Origin of the sequence: Pseudomonas sp. NPDC088890 (assembly GCF_044900155.1) — a bacterium.
Lineage (GTDB): Bacteria > Pseudomonadota > Gammaproteobacteria > Pseudomonadales > Pseudomonadaceae > Aquipseudomonas > Aquipseudomonas urmiensis.
Genome location: NZ_JBJDNG010000004.1, coordinates 478,844 through 491,295 on the forward strand (window position 1 = coordinate 478,844; position 12,452 = coordinate 491,295).

Annotated in this window: 12 protein-coding genes; 8 read left to right on the top strand and 4 right to left on the bottom strand. The window is 61.5% G+C overall.

Annotated elements, in window-relative coordinates; all coding sequences use genetic code 11:
• Window positions 1-44 precede the first annotated feature (44 nt).
• From ACI2JX_RS12370 to ACI2JX_RS12390, 5 genes are all read left to right on the top strand, one after another.
• Complete coding sequence (locus ACI2JX_RS12370; RefSeq protein WP_264236382.1) at window positions 45-206, top strand: hypothetical protein; 162 nt, start codon at window positions 45-47, stop codon at window positions 204-206.
• A 137-nt stretch (window positions 207-343) separates the two neighbouring features.
• Entirely contained in the window at window positions 344-460 is a 117-nt protein-coding gene (gene ccoM, locus ACI2JX_RS12375) for a cytochrome c oxidase subunit CcoM (RefSeq protein WP_025340347.1), read from the top strand.
• 206 nt (window positions 461-666) lie between these two features.
• A complete protein-coding gene (locus ACI2JX_RS12380; protein ID WP_404690167.1) occupies window positions 667-2,655 on the top strand; it encodes an FUSC family protein in 1,989 nt (662 codons plus the stop codon).
• Window positions 2,642-2,848 (top strand): DUF1656 domain-containing protein, encoded by a 207-nt coding sequence (locus ACI2JX_RS12385; protein ID WP_186557598.1) that lies wholly within the window; start codon window positions 2,642-2,644, stop codon window positions 2,846-2,848. Before ACI2JX_RS12380 ends, ACI2JX_RS12385 begins: the two co-directional genes overlap by 14 nt.
• Before the next feature lie 11 nt (window positions 2,849-2,859).
• Window positions 2,860-3,729, top strand: coding sequence for an efflux RND transporter periplasmic adaptor subunit (locus tag ACI2JX_RS12390; RefSeq protein WP_404690168.1), 870 nt, complete (start codon window positions 2,860-2,862; stop codon window positions 3,727-3,729).
• A gap of 158 nt (window positions 3,730-3,887) precedes the next feature.
• Here ACI2JX_RS12390 and ACI2JX_RS12395 read toward each other — a convergent pair whose 3' ends face one another.
• Window positions 3,888-4,646, bottom strand: a complete 759-nt coding sequence (locus ACI2JX_RS12395; protein WP_186557600.1) for an SDR family NAD(P)-dependent oxidoreductase — start codon at window positions 4,644-4,646, stop codon at window positions 3,888-3,890.
• A gap of 114 nt (window positions 4,647-4,760) precedes the next feature.
• On the opposite strand from ACI2JX_RS12395, the gene ACI2JX_RS12400 reads away from it, so the two are divergent.
• Window positions 4,761-5,678 (top strand): LysR substrate-binding domain-containing protein, encoded by a 918-nt coding sequence (locus tag ACI2JX_RS12400; RefSeq protein ID WP_404690169.1) that lies wholly within the window; start codon window positions 4,761-4,763, stop codon window positions 5,676-5,678.
• 138 nt (window positions 5,679-5,816) lie between these two features.
• Window positions 5,817-6,137 carry a DUF2025 family protein gene (locus ACI2JX_RS12405; protein ID WP_404690170.1) on the top strand — a complete coding sequence of 107 codons (321 nt, stop codon included), beginning with the start codon at window positions 5,817-5,819 and terminating at the stop codon, window positions 6,135-6,137.
• Between the two features lie 165 nt (window positions 6,138-6,302).
• Here the strand turns inward: ACI2JX_RS12405 and ACI2JX_RS12410 are convergent, their stop codons facing one another.
• Window positions 6,303-8,888, bottom strand: coding sequence for an EAL domain-containing protein (locus ACI2JX_RS12410; protein WP_404690171.1), 2,586 nt, complete (start codon window positions 8,886-8,888; stop codon window positions 6,303-6,305).
• Window positions 8,889-8,945: 57 nt separating this feature from the next.
• Window positions 8,946-10,022, bottom strand: coding sequence for a diguanylate cyclase (locus ACI2JX_RS12415; RefSeq protein WP_404690172.1), 1,077 nt, complete (start codon window positions 10,020-10,022; stop codon window positions 8,946-8,948).
• Between the two features lie 126 nt (window positions 10,023-10,148).
• Here ACI2JX_RS12415 and ACI2JX_RS12420 point away from each other — a divergent pair, with 126 nt between their 5' ends.
• Window positions 10,149-11,243 carry an MBL fold metallo-hydrolase gene (locus tag ACI2JX_RS12420; RefSeq protein ID WP_404690173.1) on the top strand — a complete coding sequence of 365 codons (1,095 nt, stop codon included), beginning with the start codon at window positions 10,149-10,151 and terminating at the stop codon, window positions 11,241-11,243.
• Between the two features lie 3 nt (window positions 11,244-11,246).
• On the opposite strand, the gene ACI2JX_RS12425 is transcribed toward ACI2JX_RS12420, so the two are convergent.
• Window positions 11,247-12,143, bottom strand: coding sequence for a formate/nitrite transporter family protein (locus ACI2JX_RS12425; protein ID WP_264236391.1), 897 nt, complete (start codon window positions 12,141-12,143; stop codon window positions 11,247-11,249).
• Between the last annotated feature and the right edge of the window lie 309 nt (window positions 12,144-12,452).

Here is a 12,452-nt window from a genome sequence, read left to right on the forward strand (position 1 = left end):
CCTGGCTTCATCATGCAAGTCTCTGCTGACTGTCGGGCCCGCCCATGAGTGAAGACAACCTGATCGACTTCGGTGCCGAGCGCGCCAAACGTATCCATGACCTCAAGGACAAGCGCCTCAATGAAGTGCGCCAGGCCTTCGAGCAGGCCATGCCGTTGAGCCAGGCCAAAAAGAAGAAGCCCAAGGGCAAGCCCAAGAAACGCTGAAACTTGACGCAGGTCAACCCTGCGCCCGCCTCGCGTGCCCGGCCTCGGGCACCATTGACCCCGGTCAATTTCCTCCTCTCTCGCATTGGTTACCTTGCATCCATCGGACAACGGCAAACGAATACGGGAGCGCCGACATGTTCTTCGACAATGTGGTTATCGCAGGTGTGGTAACGGTCGGGTTGATGGTGGTGTTCTTCGCCGGTCTGGGCATTTTCATCTGGAAGGATTCGAACAAACGCAAACCGCGTTGATTCTTCCCGATTCACGAGCACGCAAGGCATTTAGGGCGACTTCGGTCGCCCATTTTTTTGTCTGCGCTTTTTGCCGATGACGCGCTCATAGCGGGGCACAGAGCAAATGACATACAAAGATGATTAGCTAGCTAATTATTCGTTTCCGCTTTATCCTTGCCAGCGTTGTCTATCGTTCTACTCATCACCCCCGCAAGGTCCGATTCGTGCCCATCACCCTCCAGGCTCTGTTCGCACCCAGCAACCTCGCCATCAAGTTCGCCATCAAGACCCTGTTGGGCGGCGGCCTGGCGTTGTGGCTGGCCATGCGCTGGGGGTTGGAGCAGCCGTCTTGGGCCTTGATGACCGCCTTTATCGTCGCCCAGCCTTTGTCAGGCATGGTGGTGCAGAAGGGCCTGGCGCGCTTGGCCGGGACCCTGGTCGGCACCTTTATGTCGGTGGTGTTCATCGGCTTGTTCGCACAGACGCCGTGGCTGTTCCTGCTTACCCTGGCGCTGTGGTTGGCGCTGTGCACCGCCGCTTCCACGCAACTGCGCAGTGCCTGGTCGTATGCGTTCGTGCTGGCCGGCTACACCGTGGCGATCATTGCCTTGCCGGCCATCGATCATCCGCTGCAGGTGTTCGATCAGGCGGTAGCGCGCTGCACCGAGATTTGCTTGGGCATCGTCTGCGCAACCGCTACCAGCGCCTTGCTCTGGCCCATGCGGGTCGAGCAGCAGCTTGGTGGGCAGGCGCGCCAGGCCTGGCAAAACGGCATGCAAGCGTCGACTGCCATGCTCGGCGGTGAGGAGGGCGCGCGCCAAGGCTTGCTGGACATCCTGGGGCGGATCGTCGCCATCGATTCGCAGCGCGAGCACGCCTGGTTTGAAGGCAGCAGTGGCCGGCAGCGGGCCAGGGCCATTCGCGGTTTGAGTCAGAAACTGATGGTGCTGCTGCGCATCTCGCGCTCGGTACGCCGGCAGTGGCGCCAGCTCGATGAGCAGGAGGCCCAGCGCCTGTCGCCGTGGCTGGATGAGGTTCGCGCCCAGTTGGCGCAGCCCGAACTGCCGAGCCTGTTGCTGTTGCGCCAACGTATCTGGGACGCCGCCCACGACGAGCAGATCAGTTCTGCCGAACATTACTGCCTCGCGCGCATGGCCTTGTTGCTGGACTACGCCATGGCGGCGACCCAGGCTTTGCAGGATGTCGAGGAGGGCAGGACGCCCAAGGATATGTCGCAAGGTCTGGCCGTGCATCGTGACCTGCCGCTGGCTCTGCTGTTCGGCTCGCGCAGCGCCTTGGCGTTTTTGGTCATGAGCAGTTTCTGGTTAGCCACCGCCTGGCCGTCGGCACCTGGCGGGCTGGTGCTGACTTGCGTGGTCTGTAGCCTGTTCGCCAGCCGTGAGAACGGCGCACAGATCGGCTTGAGTTTCTTGCGCGGGATTTTCCTGGCGATCCCGGTGGCGTTTGTGGTGGGGCAGATTCTCCTGCCGCAGTGGAGCAGCTTCGCCATGCTCTGTTTAGCCATGGGCGTGCCGCTGTTCTTCGGCGCCCTGGGCATGGCCCATCCGCGCACCGGCGCTACCGCCACCTCGTATTGCCTGCATTTCATTGTGTTGGTGTCGCCGCTCAATGCCATGCACTTTGACGTGGCGAGCATGCTCAACAGCGCCCAGGCGATGCTGATGGGCGTTGGCGCTGCGGTATTGGCCTTCCGCCTGGTGGTGATCCGCCATCCAACGTGGTTGGGCCGGCGGCTGCGCGCTGCGACGCAGAGTGACCTGGTTCGCCTGACCCGCCGCGACCTGCGTGGCGCCGACAGTTGGTTCGGCGGGCGCATGGCCGACCGCCTGATGCAGCTGGCGCGCCATGCCAGCGAGCTGCCCGAAGCTCAGCGCAAACGCTGGGACGATGGCCTGCACGGCCTGGACATCGGCGATGAATTGGTGCACCTGCGCATGTGCCTGGCTGTGGCCCAGGCACCGCTCGATGCGGCGCAAAGGCAATACTTGCAGCAAGTCGAAGCGGTGCTTTCCAGAGGCCCGGCGCCGGGGCGCGGCCAGCGCCTGGATGCGGCCAGTGAGCAATTCATCGCGGCCCTGCGCCGCCAGCCGCCGAGCGACCCGCTGCGGCTGGCCGAGGGCGCCGTGCTGCAGTTACAGAAGAGCTGGGGCAAGTGGTGCCGTTGGCAGGAGGAAATGCATGGGCTTGCGTGAATGGGCGGTGGGCGGTGTGCTGCTCAGCCCGTTTCTGATCTACGTGCTGATTGCGCTGCTGGTGACCGGTGCGCTGCGCCTGCTGGTGCAGGCCACGCCGCTTGGGCGCTGGATCTGGCATGAAGCGTTGTTCGATGCGGCATTGTTCGTTTGTATCTTGTTCCTGGTGGTACGTCTGCTAGGGCCTTTGTAAGGAGTCAGTCCATGCGTACAGCGGTACGTACCCTGGTCACCCTGTGCGTGGTGATCATCGCCGTGTTTGCCGGCTATCACCTTTGGCAGTACTACATGCTGACGCCGTGGACCCGCGACGCCCGGGTTCGCGCCGACGTGGTGGTGATTGCCCCGGATGTGTCGGGTTGGGTGCGAGAGCTCAAGGTCCAGGATAACCAGCAGGTCAAAGCGGGCGATGTGCTCATGAGCATCGACCGCGAGCGCTTTCAGGCCGCGTTCGACCAGGCCAAGGCAGTCGCCGAGACCCGCGCCCACCAGTTGCACCTGCGTGAACGCGAAGCGGCGCGGCGCACCGCGCTTGGCCCCGATGCGATCAGTGCCGAGCTGCGCGAGAATGCCCAGATCAATGCGGCGGTGGCGCGCGGTGAACTGCACGAGGCCCAAGCGCAGTTGCAAGTGGCCAAGATCAACCTTGAGCGCAGCGAAGTGCGCGCGCCGCGTAGTGGGCATATCACCAACTTGCGCCTGGCGCAGGGTAACTACGTCAACACAGGGCAGTCGGTGATGGCCCTGGTGGATGATTCGACGTTCTATATCCAGGCCTATTTCGAAGAAACCAAGTTGCCGCGCATTCGCGTCGGCGATTCGGTCAAGGTCTGGCTGATGGGGGCCGGCGATTCGATGCAGGGGCATGTACAGAGCATCAGCCGCGGGATCACCGACGCCAACAGTAACCCTGACAGCCAGCTGTTGCCTGAGGTTGAGCCGACGTTCAACTGGGTGAGGCTGGCGCAGCGGATTCCGGTGCGGATTCGCTTGGATCAGGTGCCGCAGGGGGTGACCCTGAGCGCGGGGATGACGGCCAGTGTGCAGGTACATGAGGAGCAGGCCGAACCTTGAAGTTCTTGCCGGTCGTACTGCCGCTATCGCGGGGCTAGCCCGCTCCCACGAGGCCCGGGGAGCAGTCCATTGTGTGGGCTTGCCCCGCGGACGTCATGGCACAGTCCACTGCGTGGGAGCGGGCTTGCCCCGCGATAGCTTTGCAATAGACGACAGCGTTACAGGAACATCCCCCCGGAGACCTCCAGCCGCTGCCCAGTGATCCAGCCATTGCCCTGTTCAAGTAACAGCGCCACCGCTGCGCCAATATCATCAGGCAAGCCGACTCGTCCCAACGCGGTATTGCCCGCGATGAAGTCATTGACCTGGGCATTGTCGCGCACCACCCCGCCGCCAAAGTCAGTTTCGATCGCCCCTGGCGCGAGAATGTTCACCCGGATCCCCCGAGCGCCCAGCTCCTTGGCCTGGTAGCGGGTCAGCACCTCCATGGCGCCTTTCATGGCGGCATAGGCGGCATAGCCGGGCAGGGCGAAGCGGGTCAAGCCCGTGGAAATGTTGACGATGCGCCCGCCGTCGGCCAGCAGCGGCAACATCTGCTGGGTAAGGAAGAACGGCCCTTTGAGTTGGATATTCAGCAACTGGTCGAACTGCGCCTCACTGGTTTCACTGAACGGCACGTTCAAGCCGATCCCGGCATTGTTCACCAGGTAGTCGAACTGACGACGGCCAAAGTGCTGCTCCAGGGTGTCGCTAAGACGTGCTGCAAAACCTGCGAAGCTGCTGCTGTCGGCGACATCTAATTGCAGCATGGCGGCGCGCCCACCCGCTTGTTGCAGTTGTTCGGCTAGCGCTAAGGCTTGATCGGCTTTGCTGTGGTAAGTGCCGATAACATCGATGCCGCGCGCCGCCAGGTGCTGGGCGGTGTTTTTACCAAGGCCGCGGCTGGCGCCGGTGATCAATGCAATTTTGCGAGTCATGGCGAAGTCCTCATGGGTGGTTGTGAGGAACAGGTTATTGATCGCCTCCAGGCTGTTAAATCCTGTGAATTTGGAAATACTGTTCGCTAGATCCGGATAATCGAGTGCCTGAGGATGAACAAGCTTGAGCTGCTGAAGACCTTTGTCAGGGTCAATGAACTGTGCAGTTTCACCCTGGCCGGGGAGAGCCTGGGCCTGCCGCGCTCTACCGTCTCCGAGCAGGTCAAGGCGCTAGAGCGATTGCTCGGTAGTCGGCTGTTCAACCGCACCACCCGCCGAGTCCAGGCGACTCAGGACGGGCTGCTGCTGTACGAGCGCAGTAAGGACTTGCTCTCGGGCATGGATGAGATCGAAAGCTTGTTTCGCGCCGACGATGCGCAATTGTCTGGCCGCCTGCGGATCGATCTACCGACCATGATGGCGCGGCGGGTGATCATCCCGGCGTTGCCGCAGTTCCTCCAGCGTCACCCTCATCTTGAAGTGGAAATCAGCTGCACCGATCGTCAGGTCGACCTGTTACGTGAAGGCTTTGATTGCGTGATGCGCATTGGGGCGCTCAGTGACCTGGACGTGGTGGCGCGGCCGATCGGCCAGTTGAGCATGCGCAACTGCGCCAGCCCCGCTTACCTGGCCACATTCGGCATGCCGCACAGTCTTGCCGACCTGGCCGGGCATCGACTGGTCCACTACGTGCGCAATCTTGGCGCGCGCAGCGCAGGATTCGAGTATGAGCGGGAAGGGCAAGTGTACTTGCAGCCCATGAGTGGCGTGGTCACGGTCAACAATGCCGAAGCTTATTCTGCCGCTTGTCTGGCAGGCCTGGGCTTGATCCAGGTGCCTGCAATTGGTGTGGCCGAGCACCTGCGCAGTGGCGCGTTGGTGTCGGTGCTCGAACCCTGGCAGGCCCAGGCCATGCCGGTATCTTTGTTGTATGCCCGTCAGCGCCATGTGCCACGCCGGGTTCAGGCGTTCATGAGTTGGTTGGCGGTGCTGCTCAAGGGGCAGGTCGATCCAGCGGCGAGCGCCAGTTGAACCGAGCGGATGGCTTCACGGCTGCGAAAACCTTGGCCGTCCCCTGGCGACTTGCGCTAGGCTGGCCCTTGCGCGTTGCCCGACAGAGGCAGCCGCCTACCCTGCGTGCGTGACTCCCATCTTTTTGCGAGGTACGCCATGGCCATTACATCCCAGGACATCTGCAGCGCCGCTGACCAGCTCAAGGGTTTCGTCGGCTTTCACGGCAAGCGCGGTACGCATATCGTGCGCTTTTCAGAAGACGCGTTCGGCATGGACGTGGCGGATGACAGCATTACTCCCTGTAGCGAATTTGTCTGGCGAGCCGAAGCCGGGACGCGCATGGCGTTATGCCGTGAGCGGCTAGCCTTGTTACTTGGGCAACATGTGGATGATCGACTGAATATTGGCCAGCCTTTACGCATTTATTTGCAGCGCACGGACCTGCCGGAAATCGTCGCCGAGCGCAATTTGCGCTGATTGATCGGTTGTTCTTGTCGGGGGCGCGGTAGATGTTGTGGTAGAAGCGGCCTCTTCGCGGGCAAGCCCGCTCTCACAGGGGGCGCGCCGAACTGGAAATTGGCGCTATTGCTGTGGCAGCGGGCTTGCCCGCGAAGAGGCCTGATTTGACACAACCCCCAAGGCTCAACCCGCCCCATGCTGCTGATCATCCGGCTGACGCAACAAGGCCTCGAAACTGTCCTTGTCCACCGGCCTGCTCAAGTAATAGCCCTGCACTTCATGGCAGCGCTCCTTGCCCAGCGCCTTGAGCTGTTGCTCGGTCTCTACTCCCTCGGCGGTGACCGTCAAACCCATTGCCTTGCCCAGGTTGATGATCGCCTGCACGACCGCGCGGTCATTGCCGTTTTGGCTATTCAGGCCGGCAATGAAGCGCTTGTCGATCTTGATGCTGTCGAACGGATAGGTGCGCAGATAACCCAGCGATGAATATCCGGTGCCGAAATCATCCATGTTCAGCCGCACGCCCAACTCCTTGAGCGCGAGCATCGTGCCTAGCGCCCCTTCGATGTCGTTGAGCATGACATTCTCGGTAATCTCCAGCTCCAGACGTTGCGCCGGGAAGCCGGTCTCCAACAGGATCTCGCGCACATCGGCGACCACGTCACTGCGCGAGAACTGCGCCGGAGACAGATTGACCGAAACCAGCAGCGCCTGCGGCCAGTCGCGCGCGGTGCTGCAGGCTTCGCGCAGGACCCAGCGCCCGAGTGCGGCAATCAGGTCGCTTTGTTCGGCCAGCGGGATGAAGATGTCCGGGCCAAGCAAGCCTTCCTGCGGGTGCTGCCAGCGCACCAATGCTTCTACGGAAACGATGCGCAGATCGTCCAGGCGGTAGCGCGGCTGATAATGCAGGACGAACTCATTGTGCTTGAGCGCTCGGCGCAGGTCGTTTTCCAGCTGCCGGCGGTACTGGATCTGCTGGCTCATTTCCGGCGAGAAGTAGCGCCAGGTGTTCTTGCCGTCGGCTTTGGCCTGATACAGGGCAATGTCGGCGCAGCGGATCAGTTCGCCGGCATCGAACCCCTGCGATCGGGTCTGGGCTACCCCCAGGCTGGCGCCGATGTGCAGTTGTTGTTCTTCATAAGCGATGGGCCGTTGCAGCAGCTCGATCAGGCGCGCGCAGAGGCGGTCGATCTCGCTGCGATTGTCCATGCCGCTGAGGACCAGGACGAATTCATCACCGCCAAGCCGCGCCACCAGATCACCGTCGCGGGTGGTGTCGCGCAGGCGAGCAGCCACTTCCTGCAATACCGCATCGCCTGCCGGATGGCCGAGCGAGTCGTTGATTGGCTTGAAGTTGTCCAGGTCCAGCAACAGTAAGGTCAGCGGCGGCGAGTCGCTGCCGCGCAGCAGGGCTTGCTCCAGATGACGCGACAGTTTGTTGCGGTTGGCCAGGCCAGTCAGGGCATCATGCATGGACAGGTGCTGGATCCTGGCGTGGGCATCGACCTCGTCGGTGATGTCGCTGGCGGTCCCGCGAAAACCTGCCAGCTTGCCGGCATACACAATCGCACGTGCCGAAATCCGGCAGTAGCGGTTCTGCCCGATGTGGTCGCGGTAGGCGCAGCGCAGGTTGGCCAACTGCTGTGGATCGGTGTCGGTCTGGGCGTCCAGCCAGGGTGACAGGGGCGTGGTGTCGCACGCCAGCAACTGGTTGAGCGGCTGGCCCAGCCAGTCCTCCACGCGATACCCGGTGACGCTGGCGAAGCGCTGCGAGAGATAGGTCAGGCGCTGGTGGCGATCGGTTTCCCAGATCCAGTCAGACGCCGCCTCGGCAACTGCGCGAAAGCGCTGCTCGCTGGCTTCCAGGGCCTGATTGCTCTGTTGCAGGCGTTGCAGGCTCAGGTCGATGGCCTGTGAGCTGCGCAACGCATGGCGAAACAGATAAAGCATCACCAGGCCCAGCACTACTAAAGCGCCGAGCAAGGGCGGCAGCACCGCCCAGAGCAACTGGCGGCCGGGTTGTGGGCTACTCCAGGCCAGGCGATAGCCGGTGTTGCCCAGGGTTATGCGCGGTTGGCCGTGCGCATTGCTGTTGACTGGCTCGACGCGCATGTCGCTCAAACCTGCACCCTGGCCGAGCTTGGTCAGCTTGGCTTCGGTCAGTTGGTCGACGAAGAGCATGATCGGCGCCTGGGCCACGTCGGCTTCTGAAACCTCTATGTCAGGGCGAATGGCGGCGGCAGTGAGTACTGCCGGCCAGCCGTTGAGCAAGGCGAAATGACTGATCTGCTCGCGTGCGGGGGCGGCTTTTCGCGCTTGGGCTATGATCGGCGCCAGGGCAGCGTCTATATAGGCGCTGGCCGGCGATTGGCTTGGGCTGCCTTTAAATAGGGCATAGGTTGTGCGCTGGTCATCAATGACGAACACGCCTTCATAGCCGCTGGCGCTGAACAGCGATTCGCCGACGTTCTTCTCCTCGTACGCCCATTGCCAGTCGACCTCACCGCTCAGGTGCTGGTAGGCGGCGTCCCACACCGCGTAGCTGGAAAGAAACTGACGCGAGGCGAGCAGGCGCTGCTCCAGTGCTTGGGTGGCGTGGAAGGTGCTTTGATCCTGCTCTTGCTGATCCAGGGTGGCGGCGATATTGAACAGCGCCCCGAGCGTGACCAGCGCGGCCAGCAGAAACAGCGCAGAAAAGCCAAAGATCAAACGATGTACTTGCAGACGTGGAGCGGGGCTTGCGGGCGATAGGGCGACGGTCCTGTCCATGCGCGAGGCTACTCCTTGTAGAACTGCATCCCTCCCGCCGATGGCTTGAGGGAAGGTTCATTCAGGATAGGCCAGCCTGAGCGGTGCGCCGCCGCCACGATTGAAATTCACCTGGTCGCGGCCTTGGTGCTTGGCTGCGTACAACGCTTTGTCGGCTTCTTCAAGCCAGTGTTCGGCAGACTTGAGCTCGGCATTGAACGCCGCCAGGCCGATGCTCAGGCTGATACGCAGCGCAGGCAGCTGCGGGTTGCGGTAAGCATTGACCCGTTCACGCAGGCGCTCCATGGCCTGGCCGGCACGCGCTTCGTCGATATTCGGGAAGATCACGCAAAACTCGTCGCCGCCGTAGCGCCCGCCCAGGTCATCCTCGCGCAGGTTACGCCGCAGTTCCTGGCTCAGATGGCGCAGCACGCAGTCGCCGACCACATGACCGAAGGTATCGTTGATGGACTTGAAGTGATCGATATCGATCAGGGCGATAACCGCGGGTAGCTGCTGCTGGCGACAGATCTGGAATTTGAGTAGCAGCAGGTCCTTCCACGAGCCATGGTTGAGCAGGCCGGTGAGGCTGTCGGTGCGGCTCAGGGCGCTGAGTTGGCGCTTGTGATCGGCCAGCTTGATTGCCAGCCGGTAGCACACCCAGCCCAATGCCAATGGGTAGAGGGTGAGCATCGGCAGGCAGGCGAAAACCTGCAAGGAGGTGGCTTGCAGCTGCAAGCCGGTACCGACTAGCAAGCTGGCCAGCAGCATACCGGCCAGCTGTGCCAGTAAACCGCGAATAACCAAGCGTTTGCCGCCGGCGGCGACATTGTTCATGGCCATCATCGACAGGATGGTGACACTGGGCAGTGGATTGAAGTGGAAGGCAGCGGTCCAGAACCCGCCCATCAGCGAATCGAGCAACAAGTTGCGCTGCTCGGCCCGGTAGGGCGCTGCCGAGCGCATCGCCCACTGATAGGCCAGGTGTGGCCAGGCCACAGCGTTGACCAGCATCAGCACCCAGATCCAGGTCGGCGGCTGCAAGGGGGCCATCGCAGCCATCACGCAGAACAGGCCAATGCCCATGCCGAGGATCCGCGGCAGGTAGATGCGCCTGACGAATGAGAGTCCCTTGCCGCTGTTATTATCGATCATGGTCGTGGTTCTTCCGTGGGACGCCGTTTATCGCATAAATCGCGTGAATATTGTTCAACAGTGTTCGCTCGGCGAAAAATGACCTTACAAGCCAATTCACGGTTGATCCGATCACTGTGGGGTAACATGAACGCCTTGTTCCTGCTCGGAGTGCTTCTGTTCATGCTGCCCACGGCCTCTAACGCCGCTGACCCGGCGCACTACAGGGATGGACGATTCCACAATCAGGCGACGCTGCCCCAGGATGGGGTAATGAAAAAACTGCGCATTGGCCTTAAGTACTTGTTGTTGCGCAAGCCCCCCGAGACCCGACCCGTTGCGCCAATCAGCCTGCTGCCGATGACCCGCCAGCAGGTACTCGATGCGCCAGACCACAGCCTCTGGCGACTGGGGCATTCAACGGTACTGCTCAAGCTGCGTGGGCGCTTCTTTATTACCGACCCGGTTTTCGCCGAACGCGCCTCGCCGGTGCAATGGGCTGGGCCAGTGCGTTTTCATGCGCCGCCCCTGGCGCTGAACGAGGTGCCGGCACTGGCCGCGGTGATTCTGTCGCACGATCATTTCGATCACCTCGATGAACAGGCCATTCGCCAACTGGCAGGGCGCACTGACAAGTTCCTTGCCCCCTTGGGCGTGGGCGACCGGCTGATCGACTGGGGTGTCCCGAGTGAGAAAGTGCGTCAGCTCGACTGGTGGCAGGAAACCGAGGTGGGCGGCGTGCGTTTGATCGCCACCCCGGCGCAGCATTTTTCTGGCCGTGGGCTGTTCGACAGCAATCAAACCCTGTGGGCCTCGTGGGTGGTCATCGACGATGACCTGCGGCTGTTCTTCAGTGGTGATACCGGCTACTTCGACGGCTTTCGGCAGATCGGCGAACGCTATGGGCCGTTCAACCTGACCCTGATCGAGACCGGTGCCTATAACCTGGCCTGGCCGAATGTTCATATGCAGCCAGAGCAGAGCTTGCAGGCACACCTGGATTTGCGCGGGCAGTGGTTGTTGCCGATCCACAACGGCACCTTTGATCTCTCCATCCATGGTTGGCAGGAACCGTTCGAGCGCATTCTGGCGTTGGCCGCGCAGGCGCAGGTGAAACTGAGTACGCCGCAGATGGGCGAGCGCATCAGCCTCGACTCACCGCATGCCGGGCAGAACTGGTGGCAGCCACGTCCGATACGCCAGCAGGGCAGGGCGGCGCAGCGCTCGGTGGCTTCACGCTGAAGATCAGAGCTTGGGCTCCTGGCGGCGGCTTGTGGGCTTATTGCCTTCTTTAAGTAGCTGCGAAGGAGGCTTGCCGCTGTCGCTGCGGACTTGGGCGTGGCTTATTAGGGCGAAGATAAAGCTGCCGCCGATAATGTTGCCGACCAGGGTGGGTAAGGCGAACTCCAGCCAGAAGGCCTGCCAGGTTTCATCTCCGGCCCATACCAGGTAGGACACTTCCACGGAGCCTACGACGATATGGGTGAAATCGCCCAATGCCATCAAGTAGGTAATCATCAGGATGATCCAGATCTTGGCGTTCTCCATGGCGGGGATCATCCAGACCATGGTGGCGATCATCCATCCGGAGACGATGCCCTTGGCGAACATCTGGCTGATGTCGTTCTTCATCACCTTGCGGCCCACTTCCAGAAACGCCACATCGGCCTTGCTGTCGAAGATCGGCAATTCGAGCATCACCCACGCTACTAATATAGTCCCGGCCAGATTGCCCAAGAGAACCACGCTCCAGAGTCGCAGCAGCCGACCCAGATTGGCCAGGGTGGGAGTGGTCATCAACGGCAGCACGGCAGTCAGGGTGTTTTCGGTAAACAGTTGTTGGCGAGCCAGAATCACGGCCATGAACCCCGCGCTGTAGCCGATGCTGGCAATCACCTGGGCGCTATCGCCTTCGGGTAGGCGGGCATAGAACAAGCCCATGGCCATGAGCGATAGGCCCATGCTCAGGCCTGCGGCCAAGGCTGACCACCATAGCGCGGCGAGCGTGCGCTCAAGCTCCTGGTCGCCCTGGGCACGAATGATCTCGTGCAGGACCGCTGCTCGGGGCGGTTGGTTGTGGCTGATTTCCTGCTCTTCATCCGCTGACAGGCCTGGGGTTTTGTCGCTCTGCGCATCGCTCATGGCCGCTGTGCTCCGCTGGGTGGTTCTCTACAGATCCATTGCGCTTCTATTTAGTTGCTCACAACCCGAATAACAGTCAGAAAGTTTTTTTAGATCAAGGTGTTGACTCTGATTTCAAACCGCGTATTATTCGCCTCCTCGCAGCGATGCACGCAGCGAGATGCAACAAGCGTTTGAGATTCAAGGCGGTAAAAAAGGTAGTTGACAGCAGCTAGTAACGCTGTAGAATTCGCCTCCCGCTACGAGAGATCGCAAGCGAGTCAAGTGTTTGAAGTTGAACGAGTTTCTCGCAAAATACTTCGAAATAAA